A 16,720-nucleotide genomic window follows, 5' to 3' on the forward strand; every position below is an offset into this window, starting at 1 on the left:
GCGGACGGGTCCGGGGCATTGTCGAACAGAGGGAAATCCCCTTGCCGTCGGCATAGGGACCGCGCCGATACTGCTGCATGAGCAGAATCGCGCAGGTCATCGTCCTGGCAGTGCACGCGGAGGACGTGATGGGGCCGCTGACGCAGCCGGACGACTCCCGCACGTGGGACGGCTGCTTCGAACAGCTCGGCCTGTTCTCCGAAGCGTGGGTCATCGAGTTCAACCGGATGCGCCCGCGGACGGGGCTGCTGCGGCACCTCGAATCGCTGGCGTGGCCGTACCCGGCGAGCGTGCAGGTGCTGATCCACGATGAGGAGGACGACTGCTGGGGGCTGTGGATGATGCGCGACGGCGAACTGCGGGAGGTGCCGCTGCCCGGACACCGGCGCCTCCACCCGCCGACGCCCGCCACCGAGGAGTTCCCGCCCAGCCCCGGCCTGCTGTGGCACGAGGGGACGGCGATTCCGGCCGGGTTCTCCACCGAGCGTCAGGACCGGCGCGCCGCCTGGTAGGGCCGGGGGCCGGTTCAGCGGCGCAGTTCGCAGTGGACGAGGTCGGCGGTCGCGCAGGTGACGACGAACCCGGCCTTGGCGAGGACCCGCCCGGAGGCGGGGTTGGCCGTCCGGTGCTCGGCGAGCACGTGCGGGGGAATGCCGCCGGTGAGGAACTGCCGTACGGCGGCGGTGGCGTAGCCGTTGCCCCGGGCGTCCTCGCGTACCAGGTAGCTGAGCCGGCCGGTGCTGCGGTCGGCGTCGAGTCGGAGCCGGACGATGCCGAGCAGGTCCCTGCCCACGTCGATGCCGCGCACGAGGAGGGCAGGGACGGTCGCGGCCTCGTGGACGTAGGCGAGGGCCTGGTCGCCGGTCATCGGGCCGAACCACATGTCCGTGACGGAGCCGCCGTTGTAGACGCGGCGCACGGACTCGGCGTCACCGTCGACCAGTTCACGCAGCCGCAACACCGGACCGGGGTCGGCGTGTCAGAGCCCGAGGAGGAGGCGGAAGACCTGGTTGTAGATGAAGAAGCCGCCAGGCTGGCCGGGGATCGGCTGCAAGTGGAAGGTCTCGGCGAACTGCAGGGGCTTGTCACCGGCGTTGTCGACGATGACGGTGCCGGTCACCGCGACCAGGACGCCAGCGCCCGGGGAGGGCTGGGAGTCGGTGGTGGTGATGTTGTGCTTGACATTGGTCAGTTCGGGCTTGGCGATCGTGGCGATGATGTTCTGCTGCCCCTGGACCTGGGCACCCTCCCAGGTCAGCATCGACTCGGGGCGGTAGAGGCCCGCCAGGCCCTTGCGGGCGGCGTCACCGCCGTCGAAGGACGTGTAGTAGTGCTGGACGAACGCGTTCGCAACGCTCATGAAATCCATGGACGGAACGTAGCAGTCCGATCACGGTCCGCACTCGTACTGGGTCGTAGTTGGCGTGCCCAAGTCGCTGATGTGGTAGGCGCGATCAGCGGGCGTCGAACTCGCCGGTGCGGACGGCGGTGACGAAGGACTGCCAGCCGGAGGACGAGAAGACGAGGGCCGGGCCGGAAGGGTCCTTGGAGTCACGGACGGGCATGGCGCCGACGAAGCCGTCGGCGACCTCAATGCACTGGCCGCCGTTCGCGCCGCTGTACGAACTCCTCCGCCAGCAAGCGTCCGTCAGGTCGACATCCACTCCAGATCCCTTCTTGCCGCACGGATGAAAGCTAGCGACTCGGCCCGGCCAAGGGAGTCGATGGCGAGTCGATCGTAGCTCTTGACCACTGCGGCAACCGACTTGGTGTCGCGATCGATGTAGCCGCGCTGCTCAACCTCGCCGTAAGCGAGAACTTTGCGGTTTGGCATGGTAAGGAGGGCCACCATGTGTGTGAACGGCCGGTGCTCGCCCAGGGAAAACGGCGCCACCTGGATGATCACGTCGGGGCGAGTGGACAGCTGCTCAAGGTGGAGAAGTTGTTCGACCATGACGTCGCGTCCGCCGATGACCCGCCTGATGCAACTCTCGTCCAACACCACGTGCACGACGGGAGGAGGGGTTCGCTCCAGGACTTGCTGCCGGGCAAGCCTGAATGCGATGCGTTCCTCGGCCAGTTTCTCGGTCGAAACACCTTGCCTGACAGAGCCCCTCTGGAGCGCGGTCGCATAGGCCCGGGTCTGCAGAAGTCCGTTGACGAAGTCGTTCTCGAAGATCCTGATCTGATCCGCGAGGCCCTCGTAGCGGGCGTACTCCGGGAAGCCCTCCAGGATCGCGGCGCTCTTCAGCTGGAACCACATCAGCAGGAGGGTGCCGTCCGTGTCGAGCGCGAGGTCGGCGAGTTCGGCGAGCCTGCGACTCGGGGGTCGGTGCGCAAGTTCGATGTACGAGAGGTGCGAGGGGGAGCACTCCAGGAGCGGAGCCAGGTCCTCTTGGAGGAGGCCCTTTGCCTCTCGGAACTTGCGGAGCTGGATCCCGAAGGGCGCCCAGGGGCTGGACTCCGGGTCAACCTTCTTCTTGTTCATGGCAGTCCTCAACTTCTGGCAGGCCGAAGGCAAGTAGCAAGCCGCTTCCGATCGTAGGCGACGCTGCGCCACCATATGCACAGAACGTGAAACTCCGATCGCAGAGGGTTCCCCTGCCATGCCCGACGACAAGTCCCCCCGCCTCCACGGCTACGGCGTCCGCTTCGACCCCGCCACCCAGCTCTACCGGGTCCGCAACGAGATGACCGGCGAGTGGCTTCGCCAGCCCACCGGTGAGCTCGCCGGGTTCACCTTCTTCACCGACGCCTACGACGCGTGGCGCGCCTTCGAGGTCCACCCGCGCCCGGGGGAGCCGGCGCGATGACCTCCGCCCTCTCCCGCGCGACCGCCGAGCAGCGCCGGCAGGCTGCCGCCGTCCTGGACGACCTGACCACCGTCCTCGCCCTCGGCGGGGTGAAGTGGCCCTCGATCGAGGTGGACTGGGAGTACGGCCGCCTCACCGGCACCTACCTGATCGACCTCGGTGTCGCCCGCCCGCTCGACCTGCTGCGCCTGCTCGACCTGCTGCGCAAGGGGCTGCGCTACGAGCGCCTCACGTATGACGACTGAACTCCTCGCCCGCCTCGCGTGGTGGGCGTGCTTCTCTCTCGTGCTTCTCGCCGCCTTGAGAAAGTGGACTCCCTGATGCGTGACCCCCGTCTGCTCGCCAAGCCGCCCGTGTGCCGGCTCGGCTGCCTCGTCCTCGTCCGCAACCAGCGCGGTGAAGTCCTGCTGGTGGACCCGGACTACATGGACGGCATGATCCTGCCCGGCGGCGCCGCCCGTCCCAACGAGCCCCCGCATCTGGCCGCCGCCCGGCACCTGCACGCCGAGACCGGCCTGATCGTCCGTCTCACCGCTCTCGTCGCGGTCGACTTCACGCCCGCCGACCGCCACCTGGAGCGTCTCAACCTGGTCTTCGACGGCGGCACCGTCTCCGACGGCGTGCGCCTGACCGTCCCGCCGCAGAACAAGAGCGGCCTGCTCGGCGCGCGCTTCGTCCCCGCGAACGACCTGCCGGACTTCATGGCCCCCTCCCAGGCCGCCCGCGCCGCCGAGGCCCTCGTCAACCGGTCCCTGCCCGTCCTCCTCCACGGCCAGCGCGCCGACTGAACCCCGCAGCGCACCGCACCGCACCGCAGCGCGCAGGAAGTCGGCCCGGCCGACTTCCTGCGCTGCCGCCCGCCCGCCCGGCCGTGTGCCCGCCGGGGCGGTGCGTCAGAGCACGGCGAGCCGTTCCACCAGTAGTTGCGTCCTGCGCTCGGTCTCCTCCGGCGGCAGCCGTCCCGCCCTGGTCAGGGTCGCCAGCCCGTGCAGGGCCGCCCAGAACGCCTCGGTGAACAGCCCCGGGTGGACGCCGTCCCCGGCGACCTCGCCGAGGCTCTCCAGCAGGGCGGCGAAGGCGTCCTTCAGCGGCTCCGGCGTGTCCTCCTGCGCGAACGCCAGGCCGCCGTCGAGCTGGAACATGGCGTCGTAGACCGCCGGGTTGCGTGCGGCGAAGTCGAGGTAGGCGCGGGCGAGGGCGGTGACCCGGGCGCGCGGGCCGTCCGCGGCGCGGGCCGCGGCCCGCACCGCCGCGGCCATGTCGGCGGCCCCTTCGAGGGCGACGGCGCCGATGATTTCGCGCTTGCCGCGGAAGTGGCTGTAGAGGACGGGCTGGCTGTATTCGATGCGCTCGGCGAGCCGGCGGGTGGTGACCGCGTCCCAGCCCTGCTGCTCGGCGAGTTCGCGGGCCGTGGCCACGATGAGGCGTTCGCGCTCCGCCCGTTCGCGCTGCTTTCGTTCCTGTACCGACATGGCTCGATCCTAGCACCGCTAGACAAGAGAGCGGCAGAAGGACTAGCGTTGCCACATCAGCTATCAATGCTAGATCGCAGGAGGGTCATCATGCTCAACGCACTCGAGGTCTTCACCACCGTGGGCGTCGGCGTGATGGTGGGGGTGGAGTTCTCCGTCGCCTTCGTCATCAACCGGATCCTCAACGCCCTCCCGGAGGACAGCGGCCAACTCGGCCGCGCCCACGGGGGTCGGATGCTCGGCGCCGTGATGCCGGTCTGGTACATCACCTCGCTCGTCCTCGTCGCGGTCTGGGCCGTCGCCGGATGGCACCACCACGGCACCGGCCTCGTCGTCACCGCCGGCGCCCTGCTGGTCCTCAGCGTGATCATGTCGATCCTGCTGCTCGTCCCGATCAACAACCGGGGCAAGACGTGGACCCCCGAGAACCGGCCCGCCGACTGGAAGGAGCAGATGAACCGCTGGGACCGCTTCCACTACGCCCGCGTCGCCGTCCTCATCGCCGCCTTCACCCTGCTGGTCGCCGCCCTCACCTGAACCCGCGGGAAGCCGGGGGAAGCCGCCGGGCCGTCAGCCGGCCATAACCGCCCGCGCACAGCGCGTGCTCGGCTTCACCCCAGGGGCGATGGGGGGATGGTCTTGCGACGGCGGCTCCGGGAGGTCGCACAAGGCGCCAACTGCCGTTTCCGGTAAGGAAAATGATGGTCTTCGGGGGGATCCTTCCCGGGGATCGGCCCCGACGCCGACCGGAGAGAGCAGTGGGAGCAGGAAGTCGGCCGGTCCGACTTCCTGCTCCCGGGCCCGGCTACTGCTTCGACAGCAGGCCGAGGTCCGACACCGGCCCGAGGTGGGCGAGCTTGTCGGGGTTGGACACCGAGTGCAGCGCCCGGATCGCGCCGTCGGCGATGTCGAGCTCGATGACGCTGGTGATGCGCTCCTCGGCGTCGAACATGACCGCGCCGGGGCGGCCGTTGACCCACGCGGGCCGCACGGAGACGCCGCGTTGACGGTTGCGGTCGAAGCCGAACAGCAGCAGGCGGGCGACGCGCTCCAGGCCGCTGACCGACTTGCCGACCGCCCGGGTCTTGCCGCCGCCGTCACCGTGGAAGACGACGTCGGGTGCGAGCAGGTCCAGCAGCGCTTCCAGGTCGCCGCCCTCGGCGACCTGGAAGAAGCGGCGGGCGAGTTCGTCGCCCTCCGCGCGCCGCTCCGGGGCGGGCGCCGGGGCGGGCCGGGTGTCGGCGCCCGGTGCCAGGTGCTTGCGGGCCCGGGCGAAGATCTGACGGCAGTTCGCCTCGGACTTGCCGGTCATCTCCGCGACCTCCGGGTAGCCGTACCCGAAGGCCTCGCGCAGCAGGAACACCGCCCGCTCGACGGGGGAGAGGGCCTCCAGCATCAGCAGGAAGGCCATCGACAGGGTGTCGGCCAGCTCGGCGTGCTCGGCCGGGCCGCCGGGGCGCTCCGCGAAGGCGACCACCGGCTCGGGCAGCCATTCGCCGACGTAGGTCTCGCGCCGCACCCGGGCCGACTTCAGGTGGTTGATGCCCAGGCGGGTGACCGTGGTGGCCAGGTACGCCTTCGGGTCGGCGACCGCGGTGCCGGCCCGGTCGGCGCGGGTCAGGCCGAGGAAGGTGTCCTGGACGAGGTCCTCGGCGTCGCCGACCGAGCCCGTCATCCCGTAGGCGATGGAGAACAGCAGCGGCCGGTATCCGGCCGCCTCCGCCACGCCCGCCGAACCCGCCGATCCTGCCGATCCCGCCGATCCTGCCGAACCCACTGATCCCGCCGAACCCGCCGATCCCGCCGATCCCGCCGATCCCGCCATGGAACCCCTCCCTCCCCGGCACCGCCCCGCACCGGGGTGGCGCACGTCACATCCGGGCCGTGTCACAGACCGCCCGGGTGCCCTGTCTCAAAGGGCACCAGCGGACAACGTACCGAGGAGCCACACCATGGAAGCCCGCCTGAACCCCTTCGCCAGCCCGGTCATGGGCAAGGTCTTCAAGCATCTCGTCGCCGCGAACCAGGCACTGCTGGAGTCCACCCTTCCGGTCGCCACCCAGGAGCTGGTGAAGCTGCGCGCCAGCCAGATCAACGGCTGCGGCTACTGCGTCGACATGCACTTCAAGGACGCCGTGCACGCCGGGGAGGAAGCGACCCGGCTGAACCTGGTGGCGGCGTGGCGCGAGGCCACCGTGTTCACCGACGCCGAGCGGGCCGCCCTGGAGCTGGCGGAGGAGGGCACCCGGCTCGCCGACGCGGCGGGCGGGGTCGGCGACGAGGTGTGGGAGAACGCCGCCAAGCACTACGACGAGGAGCAGCTCGCCGCGCTGGTCAGCCTCATCGCGGTGATCAACGCCTTCAACCGAGGCAACGTCATGACCCGCCAGCCCGCCGGCGGCTACCAGCCCGGCATGCACCACCGCCTCTGACCCGGACGGGCCCCGGCCCCGCTCCCGTCGCAACCCCGTACGCAGGCAAGGAGAACGAACGTCGTGAACGTCGCACTGTGGATCGTCGCCGGACTGCTGGCCGCCGTCTACCTGGCGGGCGGCGCCTTCAAGCTGGCCGCACCCAAGGCCAAGATCGCCGCCGCGGGGCGCAGCGGCAGGTGGGTCGAGGACTTCAGTGCGGGCGGTGTGAAGGCCATCGGCGCGGTGGAGGTGCTGGCTGCGGTGGGGCTGGTCCTGCCCGCCGTGCTCGGCGTCGCGCCGGTGTTCGTGCCGCTGGCGGCCGTCGGGCTGGTGCTGCTGATGGCCGGGGCGGCGGTGGTGCGGGCGCGGCGCCGGGAGTACAGGCTCGTGGTGGTGGACGCGGTCTACATCCTGCTGGCCGCGTTCGTGGCGTGGGGGCGCTTCGGGCCGGCGCCGTTCCTCAACTGAGCCGGGGCGTACGGCCGGACCGGAGGCGTATGGCCGGACCGGTTTGGCCGGGATCCGGCGCTCCGTCACCCGCACGGGTGAACCCTGCCGGTGTGTCCCGGCCAACGGGCGGTCGGTACGGGGTGGTTGCGCGGTCGGGCTGCCACGATCTTGGCTGTCGCGTCCGTACGGGAGGCCCGTGCGGGGGAGAGGGAGGAACCCATGTCCGAGGAAATGCCGCGCCGCATCGTCCTGGTCCGTCACGCCAAGGCCGAGTGGTCCGATACGGACGACCACGAGCGTCCCCTCGCCGAGCGGGGCCGCAAGGACGCGCCGGTGCTGGGCCGCTGGCTCGCCGGCACCGGTGTCACCCCCGACCTCGCGCTCGTCTCGACCGCCACGCGGACCCGGGAGACCTGGAAGCTCGCCTCCGCCGAACTGCCGGTCAGGCCGAGGAGCGTCTTCGAGGACCGCCTTTACGAGGCGAGCCTCGGGGAGATGATCGCGATCCTCAACGAGGTCTCCGACGAGGTCCAGGACCTGGTCGTCGTCGGCCACAACCCCGGCGTCCACGCGCTGGCCGATGCCCTGGCCGGCGAGGCCGACGGCGATCTGCCGGCCCGGATGAACCGCTCCGGCTTTCCGACGGCCGCCGCCGCGGTGCTGACGTTCCAGGGCGACTGGAAGAGCGTCGAGCATGGTGTCGCCCGGTTGGTCGCCTTCTGGGCGCCCCACGCCTGAGAGCCACGCCTGAGAGCCGCGCCCGAGGCCACGCCTGAGAGCCACGCCCGAGGCCCGGGCCTGACACCCGGGTTCCTGTCACCCCAGCAGTGCCGCCACCGCCCCCGGTGTCCAGTGCCCCTGCGCGCCGGGGCGGGTGGCGAGGTAGCCGGCGGTGCGCCAGGGGCCCCAGGTGTGGGACTCGGCCAGCCCCGCGCCGAGGGTGCGCAGGTAGGCGGCGGCGGGGGCGGCCAGTTCGGCGCCGGCCACGCCCCAGGGGGCGGTGAAGGTGAGCAGCGGGTGCCCGTCGAGTTGGCCGACGTGCAGCAGGGTCTCGTACCGGCCCGGGCCCAGTTCGGCGCGTCCGTGGGCGAGTACCCGGTCGAGGTCGAGGTCGGTGCCGGGGGAGCGGCGCATCTCCTGGGCAGCGATGTCACTGAACTGCCCGGCCGTCAACAGGTAGGCCCGGCACGGGACTTCGCCGCGTACTGAGGGGTCGTAGAAGGCCGATCCGCCGCCCCAGGTCGGTGACCGCCCGGCGAAGTACAGCGTGCCCGTCAGTGCGGTCGCGACCGACCGGCGTGCGGGGCTGTGGTCGCGGCAGCCGGGGTAGGTGCGCGTTCCGCCGTTCGGGCGGCCTCCGCGCAGGTAGCAGGTGAGGCGGGCGGCGTGCAGGTTCGAGCCGTAGGCCACGTACCAGACGAGGCCTGTGCCGTTCAGGCCGGGAGCCTGCCCGGCCCCGCGCCCGCTTTCGGCCCCGCGCCCGCTTCCGGCCCCGTTGGCGGCCCCGCTCACGGCTCGCTCACCGGGCGGGCCCGCTGTGACGGCGGTGGAAGCCTTCCGCGCGGACGTGTGAATCGGGTGAAAAGGATGATGATCCGACCAAATCCCCCCGATTCGGTAGCTCGCTACCGGTACCGTGCCGAACGCCATGGTGTTCGTCACTCCGTCCTCTCCCGTTGCGCCGCCGCCACCGTCCGGCGGCTACCCTTCACCAGCGAAAACGCCCGAAAAGCACCGAACGACATTCGATTCATACGCTGCCGGCCCCGCGCGGCATCGATGATGAGAATTTCCTTTGACCGCACCATCACTGCATCCAGCGGACTCCCGGCCGAGTCATGGTGAGTGGGCGCGCCCGCCGGTGACCTCAGTGTCACCTCCCGTCACCCCCGACACAGCCCCGACAGCCCGAACGCGCCCTCAGAACCACGGAGCCGAGGAAACAAACCCCCATGGACGCACGCCACGACCCGGTCGGCCCCGGCACGCTGCACCGCCCGCACCCGGGCCCCGCGTCCGGCTGGCCGGTGGCCCAGCCCGCCCACCCCCGCAGCCTGCTCGACGTCATCGCCGCCACCGCCGACGCCCACCCCGAGGCGCCCGCGCTCGACACCGGCGACACCGTCCTCGGCTACCGCGCCCTGCTGCACGAGGTCGACGCCCTCGCCGGGCAGCTGGCCGGCCACGGCATCGGCCAGGGCGACCGGGTCGGCGTGCGCATCCCCTCCGGCACCGCCGACCTGTACGTCGCCATCCTCGCCGTGCTGCGCTGCGGCGCCGCCTACGTGCCGGTGGACGCCGACGACCCCGACGAACGCGCCGAGATGATCTGGCAGGACGCCGCCGTCTGCGCCGTCATCGGCGCCGACGCCCGCCTGTACGCCGGGCCCGCCGCCCGGCCCGGCGGCCGCCCCGCCTGGCCCACGCCGGCCGACGACGCCTGGATCATCTTCACCTCCGGCACCACCGGCCGCCCCAAGGGCGTGGCCGTCACCCACCGCAGCGCCGCCGCCTTCGCCGACGCCGAGGCCCGCCTCTTCCTGCAGGCCCGGCCCCTGGGCCCCGGCGACCGCGTCCTCGCCGGCCTCTCGGTGGCCTTCGACGCCTCCTGCGAGGAGATGTGGCTGGCCTGGCGCCACGGCGCCTGCCTGGTCCCCGCCCCCCGCTCCCTGGTCAAGGCCGGCACCGACCTCGGCCCCTGGCTCGTGGAGCGCCGCATCACCGCGATCTCCACCGTCCCCACCCTGCTCGCCCTGTGGCCGCAGGAGTGCCTGGACGGCGTGCGCCTGATCATCGTCGGCGGCGAGGCCTGCCCCGCCGAACTCGTCGAGCGCCTCGCCACCGACGGCCGCGAGTTCTGGAACACCTACGGCCCCACCGAGACCACCGTCGTCGCCACCGCCGCCCGCATGCTGCCCGGCGAGCCCGTACGCATCGGCGCGCCCCTGGACGGCTGGGAGATCGCCGTCGTCGACCGGGCCGGCCACCCCGTGCCCTGGTACGGGACCGGCGAACTGCTCATCACCGGCGTCGGCACCGCCCGCTACCTCGACCCCGCCAAGGACGCCGAGAAGTTCAGCGCCCACCCCGCCCTCGCCTCACCCCGCGTCTACCGCAGCGGCGACCTGGTCCGCAACGACCCCGAAGGCCTGGTCTTCCTCGGCCGCGCCGACGACCAGGTCAAACTCGGCGGCCGCCGCATCGAACTCGGCGAGATCGACGCCGCCCTGCAGGCCCTGCCGGGCATCAGGGCCGCGGCCGCCGCCGTCCGCAAGACCCCGGCCGGCGCCGACCTGCTCGTCGGCTACCTCGTCGCCCAACCCGGCACCACCCCCGACCTCGCCGCCGCCCGCCGCCAGCTCCTCGAACGCCTGCCCGCCCCGCTGGTGCCCGTCCTCGCACTCGTCGACTCCCTGCCCACCCGCACCTCCGGCAAGGTCGACCGAGGCGCCCTGCCCTGGCCCCTCGCCACCACCACCGGCACCGCCGACCGCCCCGCCGAGACCCTCGACGGCACCGCCGGCTGGCTCGCCGGACACTGGGAACGCCTGCTCGGCACCGCCCCCGGCCGCGCCGACGACTTCTTCGCCCTCGGCGGCTCCAGCCTCACCGCCGCCCGCCTCGTCTCCGACCTGCGCATCCGCCACGGCGGCGTCTCCGTCGCCGACCTGTACGCCCACCCCGTCCTCGGCGACCTCGCCGCCTACCTGGACTCCCTCACGGCAGCACCCGAGAACGCCACCCCCGCCGCCGCGGACAACCGGCGCACCGTACGCCGCACCCCCCGCAGCGCCGCCCTGTGGCAGACCCTTGTGCTCCTCGCCATGTTCACCCTCGCCGGACTGCGCTGGATCCTCGTCCTGATCGCCCTCGACAACCTCACCGGCAAGCACCTCGCCTGGGCCCCGCACACCTCCTGGTGGCCCGTCGCCGCCGGCCTCGTCCTCCTCTACAGCGCCCCCGGACGCACCCTGCTCGCCGCCACCGGCGCCCGCGCCCTCACCGCCGGCATCCGCCCCGGCAGCCACCCCCGCGGCGGCCACGTCCACCTGCGGCTGTGGGCCGCCGAACGCTACACCGCCATGTTCGCCACCGCCGCCCTCGCCGGCACCCCCTGGGCCGCGCGCTACGCCCGCGCCCTCGGCTGCCGCGTCGGCCGCGGCGTACGCCTGCACACCCTGCCCCCCGTCACCGGCCTCGCCCGCCTCGGCGCCCACAGCTCCCTCGAACCCGAAGCCGACCTCGCCGGCTGGTGGCTCGACGGCGACACCCTCCACCTCGGCCGCATCGACGTCGGCGAAGGCGCCCGCGTCGGCCACCGCGCCACCCTCATGCCCGGCGCCCGCGTCGGCGCCCGCGCCGAGATCGCCCCCGGCTCCTGCGTCACCGGCACCGTCCCGCCCGGCGAACACTGGCACGGCTCCCCGGCCCGCCCCACCACCGAACCCCTCGCCGACTGGCCCCCCGCCGCAACCCCGGCCCGCCGCGCCTGGAACCCCTGGAACCTCGCCTACGGCGCCGGCTTCACCCTCCTCGGCCTCGTCCCGATCATCTCCGCGCTGCCCGCGCTGCTCATCGTCTACCCGATGATCGACACCGACCGCACCCTGACCGCCGCCCTCGTCCAACTCCTGCCCGCCACCGTCCCCCTCGCCGCCCTCACCCTCCTGTGCCACGCCGCCCTCATGGCGCTGCTCGTCCGGGTCCTGTCCCTGCCGCTACGCCCCGGCTTCCACCCCGCCGGCGGCCGCGTCGCCTTCTGCGCCTGGGCCGTCACCCGCCTCAGCGACACCGCCCGCCGCACCCTCTTCCCCTTCTACGCCAGCCTCTTCACCCCCGTGTGGCTGCGCCTGCTCGGCGCCCGCGTCGGGCGCCGCGTCGAAGCCTCCACCGTGCTCGCCCTGCCCGGCCTGATGCGCGTCGACGACGGCGCCTTCCTCGCCGACGACACCCTCATCGCCCCCTACGAACTGCGCGGCGGCTGGCTCCACCTCGGCCCCTCCCGCGTCGGACGCCGCTCCTTCGTCGGCAACTCCGGCATCGTCGGCCCCGACCGCCACCTGCCCGACAACTCCCTCGTCGGCGTCCTGTCCGACACCCCCGCCCACGCCCCCGAAGGCACCTCCTGGCTCGGCCGCCCCGCCTTCGCCCTGCCCCGCGTCGCCGACACCGGCACCGAAGGCCGCACCTACGACCCGCCCCGGCGCCTGATGTGGGCCCGCGCCGGCGTCGAAGTCTGCCGCCTGCTGCCCGTCGTCCTCGCCGCCCTGCTCGGCGACCTCGTCCTCGCCGTCCTGCAGGAACTGCGCGACGCCTACGGGCTGGGCACCGCCCTCGCCGGCGCCGGACTCGTCCTGACCGGCGCCGCCGTCATCGCCTGCGCCGTCACCACCGCCGCCAAATGGCTGCTCGTCGGACGCTTCCGCGTCGCCGAACACCCCCTGTGGTCCTCCTTCGTGTGGCGCAACGAGCTCTACGACACCTTCGTCGAGGAACTCGCCATGCCCTTCGGCGGCTCCACCATCACCGGCACCCCCTACCTGAACGTGTGGCTGCGCAGCCTCGGCGCCCGCATCGGACGCGGGGTGTGGTGCGAGACCCACTGGCTGCCCGAAAGCGACCTCGTCACCGTCGACGCCGGCGCCAGCGTCAACCGCGGCACCGTCCTGCAGACCCACCTCTTCCACGACCGCGTCATGCGCCTGGGCCCCGTCCACCTCGGCGCCGGCTCCACCACCGGCCCGCACACCATCGTCCTGCTCAACTCCTCCCTCGGCGCCAACACCACCGTCGGACCCGCCTCCCTCGTCATGCGCGGCGAGAACGTCCCCGGCGCCACCCGCTGGCTCGGCAACCCCGTCGCCGCGTGGAACACCGACCCCACCCCGCCCGCCGGGCGCCGGGCCGGACGCGGCAGACGGCGGGCCCCGGCGGCGGCGTGAGGCAGGTCACTTCCGCCGGCCGATGAGTTCGCGGTGCGGTCACGGTCATAACCCGTGACCGCACCGCTTTTTCGATGCCCGACTTCGTTGCCCGACCGAGAGGAACCACGCTCATGACCGCCACCCCCGTGAAGACCGCCGCCGCCAAGCCCGTCGCCGAGCCCGCCGCCAAGCCCGCCGCCGCGAAGGGCGGCCCCGCCTCCTACTTCCCCTCCATCGAGAAGAAGCACGGCCGCCCCATCGAGGAGTGGAAGGACCTCATCCGCACCTCCCCCTCACCAAGCACATGGAACTCGTCGCCTGGCTCAAGACCGACCACGGCCTGGGCCACGGCCACGCCAACGCCCTCGTCGCCCACACCCTCGCCGAGCAGACCCGTCCCTGAGCCGTCCCTGAGCCGTCCCCGGCCTTTCGCCGCCCCGGTCCCGTCCGGGCCGCGGCCCGCACTGTGGCCGGCCCTGCGGCAGTACCGAGACTGATCCCGGACGCCTTCGGCCCTTTGACGGCGCGGAACTTCGGGTTGTACTGGAGATCGGTCCCGGACTCGGCCGGGGCGGCACGAAGGGAGAGACGATCGTGGGGGAACTGGACGGCAGGACCGCTCTGGTGACAGGCGGCTCGCGCGGGATCGGGCGCGCGGTCGCCGTGCGGCTCGCGGCCGAGGGGGCGCTGGTCGCGGTCCACTACGGCGGCAACGAAGCGGCCGCCGCGCAGACCGTGGCGCTGATCGGCGAGGCAGGGGGCCGGGCGTTCGCGGTACCGGCCAGGTTCGGCGAGAGCGGTGCGGTGGACTCGCTGTTCGAGGGGCTCACCGCCGGGCTGGCGGACCACGGCGCGGACGGTCTGGACATCCTGGTCAACAACGCGGGCATCCACGCGGTCGCTTCGATCGGGCAGCTCACCGAGGAGAAGTGGGAACGGCTCCTGGCGGTCAACGTGAGCGCGCCCGTCTTCGTGGTCCAGCGGGCGCTGCCGCTGCTGCGGGACGGCGGACGGATCGTCAACGTGGGCTCGGCGGCCACCCGGATCGCCAATCCCTTCCAGATCGGCTACACCGTCACCAAGGCGGCGCTCGCCGCCCTCGGCCCCTCGCTCGCCAACGAACTGGGCCGGCGCGGGATCACGGTGAACACGGTCGAACCCGGGGTGGTGCTGACCGACATGACCGCCGGGTGGACCGTCGCTCCCGAGGCGGTGGCCGGACTCGAGTCGATCACCGCGCTCGGGCGGATCGGCCGGCCGGAGGACGTCGCGGACGTGGTGGGCTTCCTGGCGGGCCCCCAGGGGCGCTGGGTGACCGGCCAGGTCATCGACGTCTCCGGCGGCACCTACCTCGGCCCGATCACGGGCGGGTGATCCACCCGGAACCCGGGGCCTCCCTCCTCGCGATGCGGGACGGACCCCGGAAGTAGGAGGCCGGCAGCTCGCGGTCGGGCCGCGCCGGGTCAGTGCGTCCGCAGCCCGGCGAAGACCACGTCGAAGACCCGTTCCCGGGCCGCCGGATCGCCCGCGAGCTGCTCCGCCGCCGTACCGACGCCGACGAGCAGCGCGATCAGCTCCGGCAGGCCCACCTCGGGGCGCACGGCCCCCACCCGCTGCGCCGCGGCGAGGATCCCGGCGAGCTGCGCCCGCATCAGCTCGCTGGACTCCCGCAGGGAGGCGTGCACGTCGATGCCGGCTTCGGTGAGGGCTCGGGTGAACTCCTGTTTGCCGGCGGACTGTTCGACGACCAGGCGGAAGCAGGCGAAGAAGGCCTCGGCGGGTTCGGCCTCGGCGGCGAGCCGGGCGGTGTGGTCGGTGATCGTCTGCAGCCGGCGGACCATGACGGCTTCCAGCAGTGCTTCCTTGGTGGGGAAGTGGCGGAAGAGGGTGCCGATGCCGACGCCGGCGGCGCGGGCGATCTCCTCGGTGGGCACGCCGATGCCGCGGGTGGTGAACACCTCGGTGGCGGCGTCGAGGAGCCTGGCCCGGTTGCGGGCGGCGTCCGCGCGCAGGGGCCGTTCCGGGGCGCCGCTCATGACACCGCTGACACCGCCCAGGGCACCGGTGTCCTTCCGTTCCGCCGGCACCGGTCTCCTTCCGTCCGCGGCGATCGCGGATGTACCCATGGACAACCGGAGTGGTCAGTCCGTATCGTTCCAAGCGGAGTCGCTGGTCCGATTCCAGCGGCGCGATCCTGGGGGTTGATCATGTCCGAAACACCGTCTCCGCGCGAGGTCTTCCTCGAACTGCTGGCAGGCATCACCGGGGGGAGGTTCTCGGAGCTGGCCCGGCTCTACGCCGAGGACGCGGTGGTGGAGACCGTCTTCGCGCCGGTCGAGCCGCGCGTCTTCGCGGGGCGGGCCGTCATCGCCGAGCGGTTCGCGCAGGTCGGCGCGCACCTGACGCTGGACCTGCGGGCGAAGAACGTCGTGGTCCGGGAGACCGAGGATCCGGAGGTGGTCGTCGCGCAGTTCGACTACCAGGCGCACCACCGGGACACCGGGCGGGACTTCGAGGTCGCCAACGTCCTGGTGCTGCGGGTCCGCGACGGCCTGATCGTCCACAGTCGGGACTACCACGACCACCTGGCCCTCGCCGTCGCCGGCGGCAACCTGCCCCAGCTGGTGGCGGCCCTGGAAGGGAAGTAGCGCAACGGTGGACCCGGGGGCCGGGGCCGCCGACGGCGCGATCGGATGAAGGCGGCCCCGGCCCCGGGTACGGTTTCCGTACGGGCGGGGCATCGACCGCGGATGCCCGTACGGCTGCGGTCGGGTGCCATTCGACAACTTCAACAGGACTTGAAGTCAAGTCCTGGGCCCCGGCCCCGCCCCGCGACGGCCCGCCCCGCCAGCCCGCGGCGCTCCGCAGCCCGGTAGCCTCGCTCACGGCGAGGGCCTGCTGGGCCGTGCACAGACGACGAACAGGGGCGGGCGGATGACGGAGCAGCAGCGCGGCTACTGGCGGGTGTCGGACGATTCGGCGGTCGGCGCCACCCAGGCGCACATCGTGTGGACCCGGGCGGCCTACCCGGCCCTGGTGGAGGTGGCGCGCCACTACCACGCGGTGATCACCTACGCGGAGCTGGCCGAGGCGGTCCAGGAGGCCTCCGGGGTGCGCACCCGGGTCCAGCAGCGGCACTGGATCGGCAAGGTGCTGTCCCTGGTGATCCTGGAGGCGCACCGGCGCGGGGACCCGCCGCTGACGGCACTGGTGGTGAACGCGGCGGACGGCAAGGTCGGCGCCGGCTACCAGGAGGTGCTGGCGGTGGCCGGGCAGCCGCCGGTGACCGCGGAGATGGACCGCGAGCAGCACGCGGCCGCCGCCCGCCTGGCCTGCTACCGGCACTTCGGCGCCGACCTGCCCGCCGACGGCGGCACGCCCGCCCTCGCCCCGCGCCTGCAGGCGTCGGTGGAGCGCAAGGCGGCCAAGCCGGCCGTCAAGCCGGGCGCCAAGGCGGCCGTCAAGCCGGCCGCCGCCGCCGCGGCCGTGCCGCGCCCGCCGGCGATCTGCCCGACCTGCTTCCTGGAACTGCCGGCGACGCGGGTGTGCGACTCCTGCGGGGCGACCATCGCACCGTGACCCGTGACCCGTGACCCGTGACCCGTGGCCGTGACCTGCGGCCGTGGCCCGCGGCCGTGACCGTGAGC

General features: G+C 72.8%; 20 protein-coding genes and 1 pseudogene. 13 read left to right on the top strand and 8 right to left on the bottom strand.

The features are described from left to right. Nucleotides 1–77 precede the first annotated feature (77 nt). The gene (locus ACZ51D_RS26110) at nt 78–512 is read left to right on the top strand and encodes a hypothetical protein (RefSeq protein WP_465663667.1); all 435 of its coding nucleotides are present in this window, start codon (nt 78–80) and stop codon (nt 510–512) included. A 14-nt stretch (nt 513–526) separates the two neighbouring features. On the opposite strand, the gene ACZ51D_RS26115 is transcribed toward ACZ51D_RS26110, so the two are convergent. From ACZ51D_RS26115 to ACZ51D_RS26130, 4 genes are all read right to left on the bottom strand, one after another. Continuing rightward, nucleotides 527–961: a GNAT family N-acetyltransferase gene (locus tag ACZ51D_RS26115; protein ID WP_465663668.1), complete on the bottom strand. Its 435-nt coding sequence runs from the start codon at nt 959–961 to the stop codon at nt 527–529. 18 nt (nt 962–979) lie between these two features. Next, a complete protein-coding gene (locus ACZ51D_RS26120) occupies nt 980–1,360 on the bottom strand; it encodes a nuclear transport factor 2 family protein (protein ID WP_465615032.1) in 381 nt (126 codons plus the stop codon). A gap of 94 nt (nt 1,361–1,454) precedes the next feature. Then, nucleotides 1,455–1,664 carry a DUF397 domain-containing protein gene (locus tag ACZ51D_RS26125; RefSeq protein ID WP_465663669.1) on the bottom strand — a complete coding sequence of 70 codons (210 nt, stop codon included), beginning with the start codon at nt 1,662–1,664 and terminating at the stop codon, nt 1,455–1,457. Continuing rightward, nucleotides 1,649–2,488, bottom strand: a complete 840-nt coding sequence (locus ACZ51D_RS26130; RefSeq protein ID WP_465663670.1) for a helix-turn-helix domain-containing protein — start codon at nt 2,486–2,488, stop codon at nt 1,649–1,651. The genes ACZ51D_RS26125 and ACZ51D_RS26130 overlap by 16 nt, the downstream gene beginning before the upstream one ends. 118 nt (nt 2,489–2,606) lie before the next feature. Between ACZ51D_RS26130 and ACZ51D_RS26135 the strand changes: the two genes are divergently transcribed. From ACZ51D_RS26135 to ACZ51D_RS26145, 3 genes are all read left to right on the top strand, one after another. Next, nucleotides 2,607–2,813, top strand: coding sequence for a hypothetical protein (locus ACZ51D_RS26135; RefSeq protein ID WP_465663671.1), 207 nt, complete (start codon nt 2,607–2,609; stop codon nt 2,811–2,813). After that, nucleotides 2,810–3,058 carry a hypothetical protein gene (locus ACZ51D_RS26140; RefSeq protein ID WP_360497692.1) on the top strand — a complete coding sequence of 83 codons (249 nt, stop codon included), beginning with the start codon at nt 2,810–2,812 and terminating at the stop codon, nt 3,056–3,058. The genes ACZ51D_RS26135 and ACZ51D_RS26140 overlap by 4 nt, the downstream gene beginning before the upstream one ends. Before the next feature lie 75 nt (nt 3,059–3,133). Beyond that, the gene (locus ACZ51D_RS26145; RefSeq protein WP_360497689.1) at nt 3,134–3,601 is read left to right on the top strand and encodes an NUDIX hydrolase; all 468 of its coding nucleotides are present in this window, start codon (nt 3,134–3,136) and stop codon (nt 3,599–3,601) included. Between the two features lie 105 nt (nt 3,602–3,706). Here the strand turns inward: ACZ51D_RS26145 and ACZ51D_RS26150 are convergent, their stop codons facing one another. Continuing rightward, complete coding sequence (locus tag ACZ51D_RS26150; RefSeq protein ID WP_465663672.1) at nt 3,707–4,285, bottom strand: TetR/AcrR family transcriptional regulator; 579 nt, start codon at nt 4,283–4,285, stop codon at nt 3,707–3,709. A gap of 90 nt (nt 4,286–4,375) precedes the next feature. Between ACZ51D_RS26150 and ACZ51D_RS26155 the strand changes: the two genes are divergently transcribed. Next, complete coding sequence (locus ACZ51D_RS26155) at nt 4,376–4,822, top strand: anthrone oxygenase family protein (RefSeq protein WP_465615037.1); 447 nt, start codon at nt 4,376–4,378, stop codon at nt 4,820–4,822. A gap of 268 nt (nt 4,823–5,090) precedes the next feature. Here the strand turns inward: ACZ51D_RS26155 and sigJ are convergent, their stop codons facing one another. Further along, nucleotides 5,091–6,011: an RNA polymerase sigma factor SigJ gene (sigJ, locus tag ACZ51D_RS26160; RefSeq protein WP_465663673.1), complete on the bottom strand. Its 921-nt coding sequence runs from the start codon at nt 6,009–6,011 to the stop codon at nt 5,091–5,093. Nucleotides 6,012–6,237: 226 nt separating this feature from the next. Here sigJ and ACZ51D_RS26165 point away from each other — a divergent pair, with 226 nt between their 5' ends. The 3 genes from ACZ51D_RS26165 (at nt 6,238) to ACZ51D_RS26175 (ending at nt 7,887) form a co-directional block, all read left to right on the top strand. Beyond that, a complete protein-coding gene (locus ACZ51D_RS26165; protein ID WP_465615039.1) occupies nt 6,238–6,717 on the top strand; it encodes a carboxymuconolactone decarboxylase family protein in 480 nt (159 codons plus the stop codon). A gap of 63 nt (nt 6,718–6,780) precedes the next feature. Next, nucleotides 6,781–7,167, top strand: coding sequence for a DoxX family protein (locus tag ACZ51D_RS26170; RefSeq protein WP_465615040.1), 387 nt, complete (start codon nt 6,781–6,783; stop codon nt 7,165–7,167). A gap of 201 nt (nt 7,168–7,368) precedes the next feature. Continuing rightward, nucleotides 7,369–7,887, top strand: a complete 519-nt coding sequence (locus tag ACZ51D_RS26175) for a SixA phosphatase family protein (RefSeq protein ID WP_465615041.1) — start codon at nt 7,369–7,371, stop codon at nt 7,885–7,887. Nucleotides 7,888–7,965: 78 nt separating this feature from the next. Here the strand turns inward: ACZ51D_RS26175 and ACZ51D_RS26180 are convergent, their stop codons facing one another. Next, the gene (locus tag ACZ51D_RS26180) at nt 7,966–8,559 is read right to left on the bottom strand and encodes a histone deacetylase (protein WP_465615042.1); all 594 of its coding nucleotides are present in this window, start codon (nt 8,557–8,559) and stop codon (nt 7,966–7,968) included. Between the two features lie 542 nt (nt 8,560–9,101). On the opposite strand from ACZ51D_RS26180, the gene ACZ51D_RS26185 reads away from it, so the two are divergent. The 3 genes and pseudogenes from ACZ51D_RS26185 (at nt 9,102) to ACZ51D_RS26195 (ending at nt 14,447) form a co-directional block, all read left to right on the top strand. After that, nucleotides 9,102–13,091, top strand: a complete 3,990-nt coding sequence (locus tag ACZ51D_RS26185) for a Pls/PosA family non-ribosomal peptide synthetase (RefSeq protein ID WP_465663674.1) — start codon at nt 9,102–9,104, stop codon at nt 13,089–13,091. A 113-nt stretch (nt 13,092–13,204) separates the two neighbouring features. After that, a pseudogene (locus tag ACZ51D_RS26190) lies at nt 13,205–13,476 on the top strand (DUF4287 domain-containing protein). Nucleotides 13,477–13,667: 191 nt separating this feature from the next. Next, nucleotides 13,668–14,447 carry an SDR family NAD(P)-dependent oxidoreductase gene (locus ACZ51D_RS26195; protein ID WP_465663675.1) on the top strand — a complete coding sequence of 260 codons (780 nt, stop codon included), beginning with the start codon at nt 13,668–13,670 and terminating at the stop codon, nt 14,445–14,447. 89 nt (nt 14,448–14,536) lie between these two features. Here the strand turns inward: ACZ51D_RS26195 and ACZ51D_RS26200 are convergent, their stop codons facing one another. Then, nucleotides 14,537–15,160 (bottom strand): TetR/AcrR family transcriptional regulator, encoded by a 624-nt coding sequence (locus ACZ51D_RS26200; protein ID WP_465663676.1) that lies wholly within the window; start codon nt 15,158–15,160, stop codon nt 14,537–14,539. A gap of 120 nt (nt 15,161–15,280) precedes the next feature. Here ACZ51D_RS26200 and ACZ51D_RS26205 point away from each other — a divergent pair, with 120 nt between their 5' ends. Next, nucleotides 15,281–15,721 carry a nuclear transport factor 2 family protein gene (locus ACZ51D_RS26205; RefSeq protein ID WP_465615047.1) on the top strand — a complete coding sequence of 147 codons (441 nt, stop codon included), beginning with the start codon at nt 15,281–15,283 and terminating at the stop codon, nt 15,719–15,721. 286 nt (nt 15,722–16,007) lie between these two features. After that, entirely contained in the window at nt 16,008–16,652 is a 645-nt protein-coding gene (locus tag ACZ51D_RS26210) for a hypothetical protein (RefSeq protein WP_465663677.1), read from the top strand. Nucleotides 16,653–16,720: the final 68 nt, after the last annotated feature.

The organism is Kitasatospora sp. NPDC033851 (genome assembly GCF_055576085.1).

What these genes read in the sequence shown, in the direction of transcription:
- ACZ51D_RS26110 (WP_465663667.1), top strand. Translation starts at nt 78, where the DNA reads ATGAGCAGAATCGCGCAGGTCATCGTCCTGGCAGTGCACGCGGAGGAC.
- ACZ51D_RS26120 (WP_465615032.1), bottom strand. Translation starts at nt 1,360, where the DNA reads ATGAGCGTTGCGAACGCGTTCGTCCAGCACTACTACACGTCCTTCGAC.
- ACZ51D_RS26130 (WP_465663670.1), bottom strand. Translation starts at nt 2,488, where the DNA reads ATGAACAAGAAGAAGGTTGACCCGGAGTCCAGCCCCTGGGCGCCCTTC.
- ACZ51D_RS26135 (WP_465663671.1), top strand. Translation starts at nt 2,607, where the DNA reads ATGCCCGACGACAAGTCCCCCCGCCTCCACGGCTACGGCGTCCGCTTC.
- ACZ51D_RS26140 (WP_360497692.1), top strand. Translation starts at nt 2,810, where the DNA reads ATGACCTCCGCCCTCTCCCGCGCGACCGCCGAGCAGCGCCGGCAGGCT.
- ACZ51D_RS26145 (WP_360497689.1), top strand. Translation starts at nt 3,134, where the DNA reads ATGCGTGACCCCCGTCTGCTCGCCAAGCCGCCCGTGTGCCGGCTCGGC.
- ACZ51D_RS26150 (WP_465663672.1), bottom strand. Translation starts at nt 4,285, where the DNA reads ATGTCGGTACAGGAACGAAAGCAGCGCGAACGGGCGGAGCGCGAACGC.
- ACZ51D_RS26155 (WP_465615037.1), top strand. Translation starts at nt 4,376, where the DNA reads ATGCTCAACGCACTCGAGGTCTTCACCACCGTGGGCGTCGGCGTGATG.
- ACZ51D_RS26165 (WP_465615039.1), top strand. Translation starts at nt 6,238, where the DNA reads ATGGAAGCCCGCCTGAACCCCTTCGCCAGCCCGGTCATGGGCAAGGTC.
- ACZ51D_RS26175 (WP_465615041.1), top strand. Translation starts at nt 7,369, where the DNA reads ATGTCCGAGGAAATGCCGCGCCGCATCGTCCTGGTCCGTCACGCCAAG.
- ACZ51D_RS26185 (WP_465663674.1), top strand. Translation starts at nt 9,102, where the DNA reads ATGGACGCACGCCACGACCCGGTCGGCCCCGGCACGCTGCACCGCCCG.
- ACZ51D_RS26205 (WP_465615047.1), top strand. Translation starts at nt 15,281, where the DNA reads ATGTCCGAAACACCGTCTCCGCGCGAGGTCTTCCTCGAACTGCTGGCA.
- ACZ51D_RS26210 (WP_465663677.1), top strand. Translation starts at nt 16,008, where the DNA reads ATGACGGAGCAGCAGCGCGGCTACTGGCGGGTGTCGGACGATTCGGCG.